This window comes from Sinomonas atrocyanea, from assembly GCF_001577305.1.
Lineage (GTDB): Bacteria > Actinomycetota > Actinomycetes > Actinomycetales > Micrococcaceae > Sinomonas > Sinomonas atrocyanea.
Genome location: NZ_CP014518.1, coordinates 3,775,474 through 3,792,414, shown reverse-complemented (window position 1 = coordinate 3,792,414; position 16,941 = coordinate 3,775,474). Strand labels below are relative to the sequence as shown.

The 16,941-nt window shown below is 73.0% G+C and carries 16 protein-coding genes; 13 read left to right on the top strand and 3 right to left on the bottom strand.

Translation table 11 applies throughout. The features are described from left to right. Positions 1–88: 88 nt before the first annotated feature. Complete coding sequence (locus SA2016_RS17420; protein ID WP_066500557.1) at positions 89–1,468, bottom strand: MFS transporter; 1,380 nt, start codon at positions 1,466–1,468, stop codon at positions 89–91. Positions 1,469–1,584: 116 nt separating this feature from the next. Between SA2016_RS17420 and SA2016_RS17415 the strand changes: the two genes are divergently transcribed. Genes SA2016_RS17415 through mnhG form a run of 6 tightly spaced genes read left to right on the top strand, consistent with a single transcriptional unit; the run spans position 1,585 to position 7,963 of the window. After that, positions 1,585–4,635 carry a Na+/H+ antiporter subunit A gene (locus SA2016_RS17415; protein ID WP_066500550.1) on the top strand — a complete coding sequence of 1,017 codons (3,051 nt, stop codon included), beginning with the start codon at positions 1,585–1,587 and terminating at the stop codon, positions 4,633–4,635. Further along, complete coding sequence (locus SA2016_RS17410; RefSeq protein ID WP_084249613.1) at positions 4,632–5,138, top strand: Na(+)/H(+) antiporter subunit C; 507 nt, start codon at positions 4,632–4,634, stop codon at positions 5,136–5,138. Before SA2016_RS17415 ends, SA2016_RS17410 begins: the two co-directional genes overlap by 4 nt. Then, complete coding sequence (locus tag SA2016_RS17405) at positions 5,135–6,709, top strand: Na+/H+ antiporter subunit D (protein ID WP_066500548.1); 1,575 nt, start codon at positions 5,135–5,137, stop codon at positions 6,707–6,709. Before SA2016_RS17410 ends, SA2016_RS17405 begins: the two co-directional genes overlap by 4 nt. Then, the gene (locus tag SA2016_RS17400) at positions 6,706–7,293 is read left to right on the top strand and encodes a Na+/H+ antiporter subunit E (protein ID WP_066500545.1); all 588 of its coding nucleotides are present in this window, start codon (positions 6,706–6,708) and stop codon (positions 7,291–7,293) included. Before SA2016_RS17405 ends, SA2016_RS17400 begins: the two co-directional genes overlap by 4 nt. Before the next feature lie 17 nt (positions 7,294–7,310). After that, positions 7,311–7,577, top strand: a complete 267-nt coding sequence (locus tag SA2016_RS17395) for an MrpF/PhaF family protein (protein WP_066502787.1) — start codon at positions 7,311–7,313, stop codon at positions 7,575–7,577. Next, on the top strand, positions 7,574–7,963 hold the full coding sequence (gene mnhG / locus SA2016_RS17390; protein WP_066500543.1) for a monovalent cation/H(+) antiporter subunit G: 390 nt from the start codon (positions 7,574–7,576) through the stop codon (positions 7,961–7,963). The genes SA2016_RS17395 and mnhG overlap by 4 nt, the downstream gene beginning before the upstream one ends. Positions 7,964–8,354: 391 nt before the next feature. Here mnhG and SA2016_RS17385 read toward each other — a convergent pair whose 3' ends face one another. Then, positions 8,355–8,615, bottom strand: a complete 261-nt coding sequence (locus tag SA2016_RS17385; RefSeq protein ID WP_066500541.1) for a DUF4235 domain-containing protein — start codon at positions 8,613–8,615, stop codon at positions 8,355–8,357. Between the two features lie 270 nt (positions 8,616–8,885). On the opposite strand from SA2016_RS17385, the gene SA2016_RS17380 reads away from it, so the two are divergent. From SA2016_RS17380 to SA2016_RS17350, 7 genes are all read left to right on the top strand, one after another. Further along, a complete protein-coding gene (locus SA2016_RS17380; RefSeq protein ID WP_066500538.1) occupies positions 8,886–9,491 on the top strand; it encodes an ECF transporter S component in 606 nt (201 codons plus the stop codon). 2 nt (positions 9,492–9,493) lie between these two features. Then, positions 9,494–11,026, top strand: a complete 1,533-nt coding sequence (locus tag SA2016_RS17375) for an ABC transporter ATP-binding protein (RefSeq protein ID WP_066500535.1) — start codon at positions 9,494–9,496, stop codon at positions 11,024–11,026. After that, positions 11,023–11,838 (top strand): energy-coupling factor transporter transmembrane component T family protein, encoded by an 816-nt coding sequence (locus SA2016_RS17370; RefSeq protein ID WP_066500532.1) that lies wholly within the window; start codon positions 11,023–11,025, stop codon positions 11,836–11,838. Before SA2016_RS17375 ends, SA2016_RS17370 begins: the two co-directional genes overlap by 4 nt. Positions 11,839–11,981: 143 nt before the next feature. Further along, entirely contained in the window at positions 11,982–12,389 is a 408-nt protein-coding gene (locus SA2016_RS17365) for a VOC family protein (RefSeq protein ID WP_066500529.1), read from the top strand. A 117-nt stretch (positions 12,390–12,506) separates the two neighbouring features. Then, positions 12,507–14,048, top strand: coding sequence for a UDP-N-acetylglucosamine 1-carboxyvinyltransferase (locus SA2016_RS17360; RefSeq protein ID WP_066500527.1), 1,542 nt, complete (start codon positions 12,507–12,509; stop codon positions 14,046–14,048). Positions 14,049–14,231: 183 nt separating this feature from the next. Beyond that, positions 14,232–15,275 (top strand): NADPH:quinone reductase, encoded by a 1,044-nt coding sequence (locus tag SA2016_RS17355; protein ID WP_066500526.1) that lies wholly within the window; start codon positions 14,232–14,234, stop codon positions 15,273–15,275. Between the two features lie 8 nt (positions 15,276–15,283). Beyond that, complete coding sequence (locus tag SA2016_RS17350) at positions 15,284–16,408, top strand: hypothetical protein (protein ID WP_066500525.1); 1,125 nt, start codon at positions 15,284–15,286, stop codon at positions 16,406–16,408. A gap of 9 nt (positions 16,409–16,417) precedes the next feature. On the opposite strand, the gene SA2016_RS17345 is transcribed toward SA2016_RS17350, so the two are convergent. Next, a complete protein-coding gene (locus SA2016_RS17345; RefSeq protein ID WP_066500523.1) occupies positions 16,418–16,909 on the bottom strand; it encodes a glutathione peroxidase in 492 nt (163 codons plus the stop codon). Positions 16,910–16,941: the final 32 nt, after the last annotated feature.

The following is a 16,941-nucleotide window of genomic DNA, read 5'->3' as shown; positions in this document are numbered from 1 at the left end:
GGACTAGGCGGCGAGAAGTGCACTTCTGCGTGGGCAGTCCGCGGGCGAGAACGCCGACGGCGGCGAGCGGCCGGCGTCGTGCGTGACGTCAGGCTTCCGGCACCACCGCGGTGGCCACGCGCGCCGGCGGCCGCACGGGCAGGAGCACGAGCAGCCCCGCGAGGAGGACCACCATGATGCCCGCGATGCCCCAGCGCTGGGCCTGCCCGGCGGGGACGAGGCGGGTCGCGATTGTGATGCACACGCTGAACAGGGTGGGCGCGAGGAAGCTCACGGCCCGGCCGGTCGTGGCGTAGAGGCCGAACAGCTCCCCGGCCTCCCCGTCGGGCGCGAGCCGGGCGAGGTACGCCCGGGCGGACGCCTGGGCCGGTCCCACGAACAGGCACAGGAACAGTCCGAAGATCCAGAACGTCAGCGCCCCGGTCCAGGTGAACCCGCCGAGCGCGTACGTGCCGTTGCCGAGCACGAGGATTGCGGCGGCCGCGACGAGCAGGCCCACGAGCGAGCCCATGATGACGCGCTTGGGCCCCACGACGTCGTCGAGCACGCCGCCGAGCAGGGCCCCGGCCGCCGCGACCACGTTGCCGAAGATCGCGAAGAAGATCACCTGGGAGAGGGAGAACCCGAACGTCCCGGCGGCGATGACCCCGCCGAACGTGAACACCGCGGCGAGCCCGTCGCGGAACACGGCCGAGGCGGCGAGGAAGTAGATGGTGTGCGGGCTCGTGGCCCAGATCGCACGGATCCGCCGCCACAGCAGCCCGTAGGAGGCGAAGAGCCCGAGCCGCGCGGCCGGCCGCCGCGGGACCTCGGGGACGGCGAACATCACCGGCAGCGAGAACGCGATGATCCACAGCATCGAGAAGACCGCCACGAGCCGGAGGTTGAGCGAGTCCTGGGTGGAGGCGCCGAACCAGTGGAAGGCGGGCTGGACGAACAGCGCCAGCACCGCCAGGAGCGCCACGATCCCGCCGAAGTACCCGGCGGACCAGCCGATCCCCGAGACCCGGCCGATCGTCGCGGGGCTGGCGATCTGCTCGAGCATCGCGTTGTAGTTCACGCCGGCGAGCTCGCTGAACACGTGGCCCGCGGCGATGAGCGCCGCGCCGTACAGGAGGAACTCGGGCCGCGGGAACGCGAAGAAGCACAGTCCGGTCAGCAGCGCGACCACGCCGGTGTGCACGCCGAGCCAGAGTTTGCGCCGGCCGCCCGCGTCGGAGCGCTGGCCCGAGACCGGGGCAAGCAGCGCGATCCCGAGTCCCGCGACGCCCAGGCACGCGCCCAGCACCGCGGAGCCGTGGTCCTCGCCGCCGAAGGCCTTGGACGTGAGGTAGACGGTGAAGACGAAGGTGGTCATGACGGCGTTGAAGGCCGCGGACCCCCAGTCCCATGCGGCCCAGGCCAGGACCTGCCCCCGCCGCACGGGCGTGGTGTGCCGTTCGAGTTCGGAGACGCCGGACGCCTGCATACCTGAACTCTAGCGGCCGGGTTCGGCCCGATTGATAGACTGGCGGCTCCGAACCCAACTGATGTGCCGCCACACCCAACGTTTGACAATTGAACCTTCAACCGAGCGGAGTCCCTGTGCTGCCAGTCCTCGCCCTGCACTTCACAGTGGCGGCTGGCGCGCCGTGGATCTTCCGGCGGATGGGGCGGGCGGCGTTCTTCCTCCTCGCGGCGGTCCCGGCCGGCTCGCTCGTGTGGCTCGCCCTCCTGGGCCCGTCGGCGTACGACGCCGGCCCGGTCGCCGCCGCCGCGCACGGCGCCGCGGCGGCGTCCCCGGCCCGCGGGATTGTCGAATCCTGGGACTTCGTCCCCACCCTCGGGGTCCAGCTGGCCTTCCGGCTGGACCCGCTCGCCTGGGTCCTGTGCCTGCTCGTGCTCGGGGTGGGTGCGCTCGTCCTGCTCTACTGCGCCCGCTACTTCAAGCGCGGCGACGCGGGCCTGGGCGGCTTCGGCGGGCAGATGCTCGCGTTCGCGGGCGCGATGTTCGGGCTCGTCACGGCGGACGACCTCATTGCCCTGTTCATCTTCTGGGAGCTGACCACGGTCCTCTCCTACCTCCTCATCGGCTACGCGAACGTGCGCCTCTCCGCCCGCCGCTCGGCCCTGCAGGCGCTCGTGGTCACGACCGCCGGGGGCCTGGCCATGCTCGTGGGCCTGATCCTCCTGGGCGAGGCTGCCGGGACGTACCGCATCTCGGCGCTGCTGGAGAAGGCGCCCGCCCTCGTGGCCGACCCGACCACGGCCGTGCCCGTCGCGGCCGGCGCGGTGCTCACGCTCGTGGGCGCGCTGAGCAAGTCGGCCCTCGTGCCATTCCACTTCTGGCTCCCGGCGGCCATGGCCGCCCCCACCCCCGTCTCGGCGTACCTGCACGCGGCCGCGATGGTCAAGGCCGGCGTGTACCTCGTGGCCCGGCTCGCCCCCGCCCTGGCCGCGACCGCATACTGGCAGCCGGTGGTCCTCGCCTTCGGGCTCGCGACCATGCTGCTGGGCGGGTACCGGTCGCTGCGCCAGCACGACATCAAGCTCATCCTCGCGTTCGGCACCGTGAGCCAGCTCGGTTTCATGGTCGCCGTCGTGGGCCTCGGCACGCCCGCGGCGGCGCTGGCCGGGCTCGCGATGGTCGTGGCCCACGCGCTGTTCAAGGCCGCCCTGTTCCTCGTGGTCGGGATCATCGACCACCAGACCGGCACCCGCGACCTGCGCCGCCTCTCGGGCGTGTTCGGCCGCTCCCGCGCCCTCGCCGTGGCGGGGACCCTCGCCGCGGCGTCGATGGCCGGGCTGCCGCTGTTCGGCGGGTTCGTGGCCAAGGAGGCCATCTTCGACGCCTTCGCGCACACGCCCCTGCCGGCCGCGTGGGAGGCCGTCCTGCTCGTCGGCTTCGCCCTCGGTTCGGCGCTGACCGTGGCCTACAGCGCCCGCTTCGTGTGGGGCGCGTTCGCCCGCAAGCCGGGGGTGGCGGACACTCCCTTCACCCCCATCACCCCGCTGTTCGCCCTCGCCCCGGCGCTCCTCGCGCTCGCCGGCCTCGCGTACGGCCTGTGGCCCGCCCCGGTGGACGCGTGGGCGGCCCCGTATGCGGCGTCCGTGGCGGCAGGTGCCGCCGCGGCGCACGACGCCGGCCCCTCGCCCGCGCCGCTGCCGCACCTCGCGGCGTGGCACGGCATCAGCCTGCCCCTGGCACTCTCGGCGGCCGGGTGGATCCTCGGCGCTGCCCTGTTCGCACGGCGGGACGCCGTGGGCCGCGCCCAGGCCCGCGCGAACGTGCCGGCGGACGCCGAGCGCGGCTACCGGGCCCTCATCGGCGCGGTGGACCAGGCCGCCATCTGGGTCACGGGCCGGACCCAGCGCGGTTCCCTCTTCTTCTACCTGGCCGTGATCCTCGCCGTGGCCGCGATCGTGCCGCTCGCGGTGCTCCTGACCGGAGGGGTGCCCCTGCCCCCGCCCGAGCGCGTCACGCTCGTGGACCCCGGCTCGCCGCTCATTCCGGTGATCGGGGCCGCGATCGCCGTCGGCGCGCTCGCGGCGGTGCGGGCCAACAAACGCTTCCTCGCGGTCCTCATGGTCTCCATCACCGGCTACGGCATCGCGCTCATCTTCGCGCTGCAGGGCGCCCCGGACCTCGCCGTGACGCAGATGCTGGTCGAGACGATCGTGCTCGTGGCGTTCGTCCTGGGCCTGCGCAGCCTGCCCCCGCAGCTGCGGGACCGCACGGGCGGCCGGTACCGCGCGGCGCGCATCGTCATCGCCGCCGCGTTCGGCACCGCCATGGTGCTCGCGGGGCTCGCGGCCATGGGCGCCCGGGTCGTCGAGCCCATCTCGCTGCAGTTCCCCGACCTCGCCTACAGGGGCGGGGGCGGCCTGAACATCGTCAACGTCACCCTCGTGGACCTGCGGGCGTGGGACACGTTCGGCGAGATCTCGGTCCTCGCGCTCGCCGCGACCGGGATCGCGAGCCTGATCTTCATCCGGCACCGCGGACGCGCCCTCACGGCGACCGCGGACGTGCCCACGGGCAGCATCGGCCGCGTGCGCGGCGTCGAGGCGCGTTCCCGCGGAGCGGCCGAGCTCGCCGTGGCCCGCACGTTCGCCACCGTGGAGCGCGACCCCTGGCTCGTGGCCGGGCGCACGCTCGCCCCCGAGCGCCGCTCGATCATCTTCGAGGTCGTCACCCGGCTCCTCTTCCACTCCATGATCGTCTTCTCGGTGTACCTCCTCCTGGCCGGGCACAACTTCCCGGGCGGCGGGTTCGCCGGCGGCCTCGTCGCCGGGCTCGCGCTCACCATCCGATACCTCGCGGGGGGCCGCTTCGAGCTGCACGAGGCCGCACCGGTCAGCCCGGGCGCAGTCCTCGGAATCGGCCTGGCCACGGCGGCGCTCTCCGCGGCCGTTCCGCTCGCGGCCGGCGCAGAGGTCTTCCAGAGCGCCATCCTGACGATCTGGCTCCCGGTCTTCGGTGACGTGAAGTTCGTGACCTCGACTATCTTCGACGTCGGCGTGTACCTCGTGGTCGTGGGGCTCGTGATCGATGTGCTGCGCAGCCTCGGCTCGGGCATCGACGAGCAGATCGAGGCCGCCGCGAAGGCCGAGGCCCGCAGGAGCAAGGCCGAGCGCGAGGGGGCCGCGCGATGACCGTCAACCTCACCCTGGCCATCCTCGCCGGGCTCCTCTTCGCCACGGGCATCTACCTGCTGCTCGAGCGCTCCCTTACCCGCGTGCTCCTCGGGCTCATGCTGCTGACCAACGGCGCCAACGTCCTGCTGCTGGCCACCGGCGGCGGCGCCGGACTCGCCCCGCTCGTCACCAGGGGCACCTCCGCGGCCGCCTACAGCGACCCGCTCCCGCAGGCCCTGATCCTCACCTCGATCGTCATCTCGTTCGCCGTGACCGCGTTCCTGCTCGCCCTCGTCTACCGGACGTGGCAGCTGGGCCGCGCCGACGTCGTCGCGGACGACCTCGAGGACCGCCGAGTCGCCGCCCAGCCCAGCTGGGACGCCGAGGACGACGCCGACGTCCCCGACGACCCGTCCGAGTTCCCGAGCCCAGAGGCCGCGGCGGCCGCCGACCAGGCGGTCCTCTCCGCGCCCGATCCCCGGTCCCATGCCCTCCAGCGGAAGGAGGCGGAGCGGGAGTGAACATCGCCAGCCTGGCGCCGCTCGCCGTCGTCCTCCCCATCTTCGGGGCCGCCCTCGCCTTCGTGCTCCTGCGCCAGGAGCGCGCCCAGCGGACGGTCACGATCTCCGTCCTCGCCCTCACCCTAGTCCTCGAGTGCGTGCTCCTCGCGTCCGTGTGGGACGGGGGCACCTCGGCCGTGACGATCGGCGGGTGGCTGCCGCCGTTCGGCATCACCATGGTCGTGGACCAGTTCTCCTCGCTCATGCTCGTCATCTCGACGACGGTGAGCCTCGCCGTGCTCGTGTACGCCACCGGGCAGGGCATGGCGGACGGGGACAAGGACGGGCCCATCTCCGTCTTCCACCCCAGCTACATGATCCTCGTCGCGGGCGTCTCCAACGCGTTCCTCGCGGGCGACCTGTTCAACCTCTACGTCGGCTTCGAGATCCTCCTGACCGCCAGCTACGTGCTCATGACCCTCGGCGGCACCGGGCCCCGCATCCGCGCTGGCGTCACCTACGTGGTGGTCAGCGTCGTGTCCTCGCTGCTGTTCCTCATCGCGATCGCCATGGTCTACGGCGCGACGGGCACGGTGAACATGGCCGACCTCGCGGTCAAGCTCGGCCAGCTCGACCCCGGCACGCGGACGCTCCTGCACTCGATGCTGCTCGTGGCCTTCGGGATCAAGGCGGCCGTCTTCCCGCTGTCCTTCTGGCTGCCGGACTCCTACCCGACGGCGCCCGCGCCCGTGACGGCGGTGTTCGCGGGCCTGCTGACCAAGGTCGGCGTGTACGCGATCATCCGCACCGAGACGCTGCTGTTCCCCGGGGACACGCTCAACGCCCCGCTCATGGTCGTGGCCCTGGCCACGATGGTGGTGGGCATCCTCGGCGCGATCGCCCAGACGGACATCAAGAGGCTGCTGTCCTTCACCCTCGTCAGCCACATCGGCTACATGGTCTTCGGCGCGGCCCTGAGCTCAGTCCTCGGGCTCGCCGCCGCGGTGTACTACGTGGTGCACCACATCACGGTCCAGACATCCCTGTTCCTCGTGGCCGGGCTCGTGGAGCGGCGCGCCGGCTCGTCCTCGATCGACCGGCTCGGCGGCCTCGCGAAGCTCTCGCCCCTGCTGGCCCTGCTGTACTTCCTGCCGGCCATGAACCTCTCCGGCATCCCGCCCCTGTCCGGGTTCCTCGGCAAGCTGGGCCTCCTGCAGGCCGGTGTGCAGCAGGGGACGCCGCTCGCGCTCGTGCTCGTGGCGGCCGGCGTCGTGGTGAGCCTGCTGACCCTGCTGGCCATGGCCCGGGTGTGGAGCCGCGCTTTCTGGCGCCGGCCCGAGGACGCGGAGGCGCCGGACCGGGGGCTCCTGGCCCCCGCCGCGGCGAACGCGCTGCCGAAGTCGATGGTGGGCGCGACGGCGGGGCTCGTCGCCGTGGGGCTCGCCCTGACCGTCTTCGCCGGCCCGCTGTTCCGGCTCAGCGCGCAGTCCGCGCAGGAGATGCTGGACCGCACCGGGTACATCTCCGCGGTCCTCGGCACCGATGCGGCGGCCGCCGCCCACGCCCAGGCCACGGTGGGGGGCCGTCGATGAGCCGGCCCAGGACCTCGCTGCGCACCGAACTGCCGCTGCTCGCATGGCTCGTGCTCGTGTGGGGTGCCCTCTGGCAGGACTTCTCGCCTGGGAACCTGGTCTTCGGCGTGATCGTGGCGCTCGTCGTGACGCGCCTGTTCTACCTGCCGCCGGTGGAGCTGAGCGGCCGGTTCAACGTGCTCCACGCCGCCCGGTACGCGGTCGTGTTCGTGGGGCAGGTCATCGCGGCAAGCGTGCAGCTGCTCTGGCTGGCCGTGGCCAAGGGCCCGCGGGTGCGCAGCGCCGTGGTCGCCGTGCCGCTGCGCAGCCACGCGGACCTCATGGTCACGGCCACCGGCCACGTGATCTCGCTCGTGCCGGGCTCGCTCGTGGTCGACGTCGACCGCGCGAACGCGACGCTCTACGTGCACTACGTCGACGTCGAGGACGCGGCCGGCGCGGAGCGGGTGCGCCGCGAGGTGCTGGCCGCCGAGGCCGAGCTGATCCGCATCATGGGCACCAAGGAGGAACTCGCACTCGTGACCGAGGAGGCGCACCTGGACCGCATGCTCGCTGCCGAGAAGGGCGAGGGGGGCCTGGGATGACCGGGGCCGCCGCGCAGATCATGCCCGGGGTGCTCGCCGTCTGCAGCGTGCTGCTGTCCCTCGCCGGCTTCGGCGCGATCCTGCGGATGATCAAGGGCCCGGCGCTGCTGGACCGCGTCCTCGCGGCCGACGTGCTCCTCGTGGTCGTGGCCAGCGCGCTCCTGCTCGACATGGCCGCCAACCGGCACACGAACCACCTCGCCCTCGTCGCGGGCATCACGCTGATCGGCTTCATCGGCTCCGTCACCGTGGCCCGCTTCGTGCAGGAGAGGAGGCGTCCGTGAGTCCCGACGCCCTCGACGCCGTCCTCACCTGGGCCGCGGCCGTGCTCATGGTCCTCGGATCGGCGCTGTCCCTCGCCGCCGCGATCGGGCTCCTGCGCTTCCCGGACCTGCTCACGCGCATGCACGCCGCCACCAAGCCGCAGGTGCTCGGGTCCCTCCTGCTGCTCACGGCCGTGGGGCTGCAGTGGCGGGCGTGGGCGCTAGTGCCGCTGCTCGCCGTCGCGTGGATCTTCCAGCTGCTGACGGCGCCGGTCTCGGCCCACATGGTCGGCCGGGCCGGCTACCGGACCAAGCACTACGACCGGAGGAACCTCTCCGTCGACGAGCTCGAGGACGTCGTGGCCCGGGTCGAACGTGAGCACGGCTCCGACGGCGGCGCCCCCTAGCCCCTCCCATCTGGGAGTCACCTTCTGAAGGTCAGCTTCTGTGGGGCACCTTCTGAAGGTCAGCTCCTGTGGGGCACCTTCTGGAGGTCAGCTCCTGTGGGGCAGCTTCTGCGGGTTGCGGGGGCGCTTCTCGGTGCTGATGGCGCGCGCAGCGTGATGCGGGCCGGGCGCACGACGGCGGCGGCCGGCGTCGTGCGCGTCCGTCGCCTGGCCGCGGGCTCGCCGCCGGCCGTTGGAACCGACCGGCTTTCGGTGGGAGACCATCCCGACACGCCGCTGCGCCGGACGACACGCCGCAGGGAGGGGGCAAAGCCGGTCGGAATCGCTCGCAGGAGCTGACTCCCAGAAGCTGCCCCACAGAAGAGCGCGTGCCCCGAGAAGGGGGCCGGGCTCAGGTGAGCTCGGGCGTCTTCTTGAAGTTGGCGATGGCGCGCTGCGTGTAGCGCTGGGTGAGGGTCTGGATCACGGCGCCGACCCCGGCAGAGACGAGGGCGAACACTAGCGTGTCCCGCAGGCTCTCCTCGAGGTTGGTCGCGTCCTTGGGCGGGGCGCTCCCGGTGCTCTTCTCCCAGACGAAGTCGACGAGCTTGGTGGCCACGATCCCGGCGCCGATGCTGATGGCGGTCCCGAGGAGCTTGATGAGGATGCTCATGGTGGCCAGCCTAACGTGCGCGGGGCCGGGCACCCCGGGTTTCGGCCGTCACGGCGGGCGCAGGGCGCGCCGGAACGCGTAGACTGGGCGCACAAACGACAGGGGAGCGTCGCCCCCGCGCCGGCACTGCAGCCGGGCGGGAGCACAGGGCGCTGAGAGTGCGGGACACCGCAGACCCTCGAACCTGCTCCGGCTAGTACCGGCGAAGGGAGTCGAGTTCTCAAGGCAGCAGAGGCTGCCCTCCCCTCCTGAGGCACAGGAGGACACTCAATGTCTGGAACCACCCGCAACGCACCCACCAAGGCCACCTACAGCTGGCGGGTCGTCGACATCGTCGTGGCCGCGGTCGTCTCCGTGGCCTGCGGCGTCATCTTCTGGCTCTGGGACCAGGGCTACGTGGGCGTGCAGGCCGCCACGGCGGCGTTCGCCCCGCTCGGCGGGATCTACGCCGGCGGCTGGGTGATCGCCGGCGTGCTCGGCGGCCTGATCATCCGCAAGCCCGGCGCGGCGCTGTTCTGCGAGATCCTCGCGGCCGTGGTCGAGGCGCTGCTGGGCTCGCAGTTCGGCCTCGCCGTGCTGCTCTCCGGCCTGGTCCAGGGCGCCGGCGCCGAGGTCGCGTTCGCGGCCTTCCGCTACCGCCGCTGGAACCTCGGCGTCTCGCTGCTGGCCGGCGCCCTCTCCGGGCTCGCGCTCGGCGTGTCCGAGGTGATCATCTACTTCCCCGAGTGGGAGTTCGGCTGGCAGGCCGTGTACACGGTCCTCGCCGTCATCTCCGGCGCCGTCATCGCGGGCCTGCTCAGCTGGCTCGCCGTGCGGGGCCTGGCCCGGACGGGGGCGCTCTCGGCGTTCGCGGCGGGCCGCGCGGCGGACGTCTGAGCATGCCGCAGGCAGGCGGGGGGCGTGGGCCCGCGGGCGTCAGCGCCCGCGGGTGGGGCTGGCGGCACGCGGGCCGGAAGGCCTTCGCCGTCAAGGACCTCGACCTGACGATCGCGCCGGGGGAGCGGGTCCTGCTCCTCGGCGCGTCCGGGGCCGGCAAGTCCACCCTCCTGCACGCGCTCGCGGGCGTGCTCGGCGCCGCGGAGGAGGGCGAGGAACTCGGCGTCCTGACGGTCGACGGCGTCCCCGCCCCCCACGCGCGGGGCCGCGCCGGCCTCGTCCTCCAGGACCCCGACGGGCAGATCGCCATGGCCCGCGTGGGCGACGAGGTCGCCTTCGGGTGCGAGAACCTCGCCGTGCCCCGGGAGGAGATCTGGCCCCGGGTGCACCGCGCCCTCGACGACGTGGGCCTGGCCGTGCCCCTCGACCACCCCACCTCCTCCCTCTCCGGCGGGCAGAAGCAGCGCCTCGCCCTCGCGGGCATCCTCGCCATGGAGCCCGGCCTGGTGCTCCTCGACGAGCCCACCGCCAACCTCGACCCCGCCGGCGTCGAGGAGGTCCGGGAGGCCGTGCGCCGCAGCCTGGACCGCACCGGCGCCACGCTCGTGGTGGTCGAGCACCGGGTCGCGGTGTGGGCCGGCCTGGTCGACCGGGTCGTGGTGCTCGACGCCGCCGGGGGACTCCTCGCCGACGGCTCGCCGGACGCCGTGCTCGCCGACGCCGACGCACGACGCCGGCTGGCCGCCTCGGGCGTGTGGGTCCCCGGCTGGCACCCGCTCACCGGGGACGAGCCCGCGCGGCCGCTGCGGGCCCGGCCCGAGCCGGGCGGCGCGCACGGCGAGCCGCTGCTCGCGGGGGAGGGCCTCGCCGTCGGCCGCGTGCGGAAGGCCCCGCCCGTGGTGACCGGCATCGACCTGGCCCTGCGCGCGGGCGAGTCGGTGAGCGTGACCGGGCCCAACGGCGCCGGGAAGTCCACGCTCGCGCTGACCCTCGCCGGCCTGCTCCCCGCCGCGGGCGGCCGGCTCGAGGCGCTCCCGGCGCTCGCGGGCACGGCGGGCCCGAGCCCCCACCGGTGGCGCTCGAGCGAGCTCGTCACCCGGATCGGCAGCGTCTTCCAGGAGCCCGAGCACCAGTTCCTCACCCCGCGGGTGATCGACGAGCTCGAGTTCGGGCCCCGCCGCGTGGCCCGGCGCAGCGAGGCCGAGGTGCGCGCCGCCGTCGACCCCCTCCTCGAACGGCTCCGCCTCGGCAGGCTCGCGGGCGCCAACCCCTTCACGCTCTCCGGCGGGGAGAAGCGGCGCCTCTCGGTCGCGACCATGCTCGCCACCTCACCGCGCATCCTCATGCTCGACGAGCCCACCTTCGGCCAGGACGCCCTCACCTGGGCCGAGCTCGTGCGCCTGCTCGCCGAGCTCCTCGGCCAGGGCACCTCGCTGCTCGCCGTCACGCATGACGAGGACTTCACCACGGCCCTCTCCGACTCCGTGTACCGGGTGGACGGCGGCCGCGCGGCACCCGTGGGGGCGGCGGCATGAGCGCGGACATCCTCACCCCGGAGGTCGCCAACTCCGTGCTCGCCCGTGCCAACCCGGTAGCGAAGCTCGCCGCCGGGCTGTGCATCACGGTGGCGCTGCTGTTCAGCGTGGACCCGGTCTCCGCGTCCGTGGCGCTCGCGTGCGAGCTCGCCCTCGTGCCCCTGCTCGGCGTGCGCCCGGGGACCCTCGCGAAGCGCACGTGGCCGCTGGCCGCCGCGGCGGCCCTCGCGGCGTACTCGACGGCGCTCCTCGGCGCCAAGACCGGACCGGTCTGGGTCCGGCTCGGGCCCGTGGTGATGACCGAGCACTCGGTCCTCGCAGGGGTGGCCATCGGGCTGCGCGGCCTCGCGATCGCCCTGCCGGGGGTGTTCCTCCTCTTCTCCACCGACCCCACCGACCTTGCCGACGGCCTGGCGCAGAAGCTGCACCTGCCGAGCCGGTTCGTCCTCGGGGCGCTCGCGGGCATGCGGCTCGTGGGGCTCCTGGTGGACGAGTGGCGCACCCTCGGCCTCGCGCGGCGCGCCCGCGGGGTCGGCAGCGGGCACAGCCCCGTGGCCCGGGCCCGGGCGTTCCTCGGCCAGGCCTTCGCCCTCCTCGTGCAGGCGATCCGACGGGCCACCCGGCTCGCGGTCGCCATGGAGGCCCGCGGCTTCGGCGGCACCGTGGACGGCCGCCCCGCCCCGCGCACGTGGGCCCGCGAGTCCAGCTTCTCCCGCCTGGACGTCTGGGTGCTGGCCGCCGGCGTGGGCATCGCGGCGCTCGCCGTGGCGGCCGCGGTGGCCCTGGGCACCTGGAACGTGGTCTGGGGCTAGCGCCCGGGCGCACGACGGCGGCCCTCACCTCGGGCGGCCCGGGGCACCTCGTGCGGGAGGCGCCGTCGTGCGCTCTGGCGCGTCGCCGGACGGGCGTGCGATGGTGGCGGGGGGAGGAGCCGGCAGCACCCTAGGAGCCCACGATGTTCCAGCCCACCGCCTCGTTCTCGAGCTTCAGCGTCGACGACGTCGAGAAGGCCCGCGCCTTCTACCGCGACACGCTCGGCTTCGACGTGGCCGACCAGATGGACGGCCTCCTCATCACCGTCCCCGGAGGCCAGAGCGTGTTCGCCTACCCCAAGCCGGACCACGTCCCCGCGACATTCACCGTGCTGAACTTCGAAGTCGCCGACCTGGACGCCGCGATCGCCGAGATCGAGCGGCTCGGGGTCCACCTCGAGCAGTACCCGAGCAGCCCCGACATGCCCGTGGACGAGCGCGGCGTGCTGCGCGATCCGGGAAGCGGCATGGGAATTGCTTGGTTCACCGATCCGGCGGGTAACGTGCTCTCGGTCCTCGCGCGAGCGGGCGCGGGAGCCGGGCGCCCCTGAACGTGCGACACGCCGGTATATCACCGAATGATGTCTGCCGCCGGTCTAGACCTTTGAAATCTCGGTTTTGAGCGTCGATTTGCCCCTGCGTATAGCAGCTGTGATATTTTCGAGTCCATGGCACAACAGACTGCTGAAACCGTCGGCGTCCTCCTGCGCGACGTCCGCTCCCACCGGGGCTGGACCCAGGGACAGCTCGCCTCGGAACTGGGAACCAGCCAGAGCGCCGTGGCGCGCATGGAACAGGGCAAGCAGAACCTCAGCCTGAAGATGATCCAGCGGATCGAGGACATCCTCGGCCAGCGGATCGTCAACATCGGCGCCCCCAAGATGACCCACCTGCGGGTCGAGGGCGGCCACCGGCTCTCCGGCGCCGTGGACGTCAACACGTCCAAGAACGCGGGCGTGGCCCTGCTGTGCGCCTCCCTGATCAACCGCGGCACCACCACCCTGCGCAACCTCGCCCGGATCGAGGAGGTCAACCGGATCGTGGAGGTCCTGACCTCGATCGGCGTCGAGTGCACCTGGCTCCCCAGCGAGGACGGCGAGCAGGCCCGTGACCTGCTCATCCGCCGCCCCGCCACCCTCAACCTGGACGGCATGGACGTGGAGGCCGCCCGGCGCACCCGCAGCGTCATCATGCTCCTCGGCCCCCTCCTCGACGAGCGCAGCGAGTACCGACTGCCGTACGCGGGCGGCTGCGACCTCGGCACCCGCACCGTCGAGCCCCACATGCAGGCCCTGCGCGAGTTCGGGCTCGCCGTCGAGGCCACCGCCGGCTTCTACACCGTCCGCGCCCCCGAGGCGGACCGCGCCGACCGCACGTTCGTGCTCACCGAGCGCGGCGACACCGTCACCGAGAACGCGATCATGGCGGCCGCGCACCGCGAGGGCGTGACTGTGATCCGCAACGCGAGCCCGAACTACATGGTCCAGGACCTGTGCTTCTACCTCGAGGCGCTCGGCGTCACGATCGACGGCGTCGGCACCACCACGCTGCGGATCCGCGGCAAGGCGCGCATCGACGCGGACATCGACTACTGGCCCAGCGAGGACCCGATCGAGGCGATGAGCCTCATCACCGCCGCGATCGTGACCAACTCCGAGGTCACCGTGCGCCGCGTGCCGATCGAGTTCATGGAGATCGAGCTCGCGACCCTCGCCACGATGGGCCAGAAGCTCGCGATCTCCGGCGAGTACATGGCGCGCAACGGCCACACCCGCCTTGTCGACGTGACCACCCTGCCCTCCGAGCTGCACGCCCCGACGGACAAGATCCACCCCATGCCCTTCCCGGGCCTGAACATCGACAACCTGCCGTTCTTCGCGGTCATCGCCGCGAACGCGACCGGGCAGACGATGATCCACGACTGGGTCTACGAGAACCGGGCCATCTACCTGACCGAGCTCAACCGGCTCGGCGCCCACGTCCAGCTCCTCGACCCGCACCGCATCTACGTCAACGGCCCCACCAAGTGGCGCGCCGCCGAGGTGGGCTGCCCGCCGGCGCTGCGTCCCGCGGCCTGCATCCTCCTGGCCATGCTCGCTGCGCGCGGCACGAGCGAGCTGCGCAACATCTACGTGATCGAGCGCGGCTACCAGGACCTCGCCGAGCGGCTCAACTCGATCGGCGCCAAGATCGAGTACTTCCAGGACTGACCCCGGCCCCGTCTGGGAGTCAGCTCCTGGGAGGCACCTCCTGGGAGTCACGTCCTGTGGGTTCCGACCCGCAGGACGTGACTCTCAGGAGGTGACCTTCAGGAGGTGACCTTCAGGAGGTGACCTTCAGGAGGTGACTCCCAGACGGTGGGGCGCTGCGGGCGCATGGGGCAGGATGGCCCCATGGCTGAGAACGACAGCAAGACCTACACCGCGGTCCAGTACAACGCGACCGGCCCCTCGTCCGTCCTGACCGTGCGCGAGCGCGACCTCACGGAGCCCGCAGCCGGCCAGGTGCGCGTCCGCATCGCGGTCGCGGGCGTGAACCCCACGGACTGGAAGGCCCGCGCCGGCGGCACGTACCCCGGCGCCCTCGACGGCTGGCATGTGCCCGGCCAGGACGCAGCGGGGACGGTCGACGCCGTCGGGCCGGGTGTCGCGGGCCTCGAAGCTGGGCAGCGGGTCTGGCTCTGGGACGTTGCCTACGGCGGCGCCGAGGGCACCGCCCAGGAGTACGTCAACCTCCCCGCCGCCCAGGCGCAGCCGCTGCCCGAGGCGGAGTCCTTCGACACCGGCGCGTCCCTCGGCATCCCGGCGCTCACCGCCCACCGCGCCCTCACGGCGAGCGAGCAGGGCCCGTCCCGGCTTGCTCCCGGCGCCCTCGCCGGGAAGACGGTCCTCGTCACCGGCGGCGCCGGCGCCGTGGGCCACGCCGCCATCCAGCTCGCGCGCTGGGCCGGGGCCCAGGTCGTGGCCACCGTGAGCAGCGAGGAGAAGGCGGCGCTCGCCCGGGCGGCGGGGGCCGGCGTCGTCCTCAACTACCGCGAGCAGGACGTCGCCGCCGAGGTGCGGCGCGTGGCCCCGGACGGCGCGGACGTGATCGTGGACGTCAACGCTGCCGCGAACATCGCCGCTGACCTCGACGCGCTCGCCCTCGGCGGCACCGTGGCGATCTACGCCGGGACCGGGAACGAGTCCGTCGCGGTCCCCGTCCGCGGTGCGATGGGCAAGAACGCCCGCCTGCAGTTCATCCTCACCTACACCGTCTCCGACGAGCAGAAGCACGACGCCGTCGCCGCCGTCGGCGCGGCCCTCGCCGACGGCGCGCTGCGGGTGGGGGAGGAGCACGGGCTGCCGCTGACCCGCTTCCGGCTCGCCGAGACCGCGGCGGCCCACGACGCTGTGGAGGCCGGCACGGTGGGCAAGGTCCTCCTCGACATCGGCTAGGAGCACCCGTGCGTGACGCGCTGATCTGGGCAGGGTTCGTGGCGGGCGTCTGCCTGATTGCCGGGACCTCGATGAGCATCGTCGGGGCACTCGTGGTTCCGCGGCGCGTCGACTCGTGGGTCACCCGCGCCCTCGACGCCCTGTTCGACCGGGCCTTCCTGCTGGCGCTCCGCGGCGTCCGGTCCTACCGGCGGCGCGACCGGATCCTCGGCTGGCAGTCGCCGCTGACCCTCGTGGCGCGCCTGACCGTCTGGATGGCGATGCTCGTGCTCGGCTTCGCGCTCGTCATGCTGCCGGACACGGACGACCTCGCCGCGGCCCTCGAAGACGCCGGGTCGTCCCTCTTCACGCTGGGCTTCGCTGTCCCGCACGGCGGCGGCGGCCAGTTCGCCGCCTACCTCGCCGGCTTCGCAGGCATCGCGGTCATCGGCCTCCAAGTCGGATACCTGCCGACCGTGTACGCCGCCTTCAACCGGCGCGAGACCGAGGTCACCCTCCTCGTCGCCCGGGCAGGGACCCCAGCCTGGGGTCCGGAGATCCTCGTGCGCACCCACTGGGGCACGGGCGGCGGCGACTCCGGCCCCGTCCTGGGCGACCTCTTCGTGCGGTGGGAGCGGTGGACCGCCGAGGTCGCCGAATCGCACACCACGTACACGGGGCTGCTCCGCCTGCGGTCGCCGAGGACCGACTCCCACTGGCTCACGTCCCTGATCGCCGTGATGGATGCCGCCGCCCTCCACCTCGCGCTCGCCCCCGGCGCAGACCCGAAGATCACCGCACGGCTCATGCTCCGCATGGGCTTCGAGACCCTCGCCGACATGGCGAGGGCCATGAAGCTGCCGGTTCCCGACCTCGCCGAGATCTCGGTCGACCCCATGCCGATCTCGATCACGTTCGAGGACTTCGCGCGTGCCGCGGAATCCCTCCGTTCGGTCGGGTATCCCGTGACCGAGACCGATGAGGACGCGTGGCCCCACTTCGTGGGATGGCGCCAGAACTACGACCGCACGGCGCTCGCGCTGTGCCGCGAGCTCGACGCTCCGCCGGCCCTGTGGACCGGCCCCCGGAGGTGGCCGTCGCAGCCCACCCCGCCCCGCCGGCCCAAGCTGGGGCAGCCGCGCCAGCAGAAGTGACGGTGCCGGTCAGCCTGCGGCCTCGGGGAGCGCGCCCTCGATGAGGGCCACGATCGCCGGATCGTCGGGCCGGGTCTGGGGGCGGAAGCGGTGCACCGCGCCGTCGGGCAGCACGAGGAACTTCTCGAAGTTCCACTGCACGCGCCCGGCCCGGCCCGCGGCGTCCGGGGCCTTGGTCAGCTCGCGGTAGAGCGGGTGCTGCCCGCGGCCGTTCACCCAGGCCTTGGCCAGCAGGGGAAACGTCACGCCCCACGTGGCGGAGCAGTACTCCGCGATGCGCCCCTCGTTCCGGTACTCCTGGAGGAACTGGTTGCTGGGTACGCCGAGCACCGTGAAGCCGCGTGCGCCGTACCGCCGCTGGAGCTCCTCGAGCTGCTCGTACTGCGGGGCGAGCCCGCAGCGGCTCGCCACGTTGACTACGAGCCGGACCTTGCCCGCCCACTCGCCGAACGTCGTGGTGCGCCCGTCCAGCAGGGCGACCTCGATGGCGTCGAGTTCCATCCTCGTCCTCCCTCTCTCCCACGGGGGACAAC

Bases quoted from the DNA above. Each gene is read 5' to 3' on its own strand.
- SA2016_RS17420 (WP_066500557.1), bottom strand. From the start codon at position 1,468: ATGCAGGCGTCCGGCGTCTCCGAACTCGAACGGCACACCACGCCCGTG.
- SA2016_RS17355 (WP_066500526.1), top strand. From the start codon at position 14,232: ATGGCTGAGAACGACAGCAAGACCTACACCGCGGTCCAGTACAACGCG.
- SA2016_RS17400 (WP_066500545.1), top strand. From the start codon at position 6,706: ATGAGCCGGCCCAGGACCTCGCTGCGCACCGAACTGCCGCTGCTCGCA.
- SA2016_RS17380 (WP_066500538.1), top strand. From the start codon at position 8,886: ATGTCTGGAACCACCCGCAACGCACCCACCAAGGCCACCTACAGCTGG.
- SA2016_RS17345 (WP_066500523.1), bottom strand. From the start codon at position 16,909: ATGGAACTCGACGCCATCGAGGTCGCCCTGCTGGACGGGCGCACCACG.
- SA2016_RS17375 (WP_066500535.1), top strand. From the start codon at position 9,494: ATGCCGCAGGCAGGCGGGGGGCGTGGGCCCGCGGGCGTCAGCGCCCGC.
- SA2016_RS17365 (WP_066500529.1), top strand. From the start codon at position 11,982: ATGTTCCAGCCCACCGCCTCGTTCTCGAGCTTCAGCGTCGACGACGTC.
- SA2016_RS17370 (WP_066500532.1), top strand. From the start codon at position 11,023: ATGAGCGCGGACATCCTCACCCCGGAGGTCGCCAACTCCGTGCTCGCC.
- SA2016_RS17360 (WP_066500527.1), top strand. From the start codon at position 12,507: ATGGCACAACAGACTGCTGAAACCGTCGGCGTCCTCCTGCGCGACGTC.
- SA2016_RS17410 (WP_084249613.1), top strand. From the start codon at position 4,632: ATGACCGTCAACCTCACCCTGGCCATCCTCGCCGGGCTCCTCTTCGCC.
- SA2016_RS17385 (WP_066500541.1), bottom strand. From the start codon at position 8,615: ATGAGCATCCTCATCAAGCTCCTCGGGACCGCCATCAGCATCGGCGCC.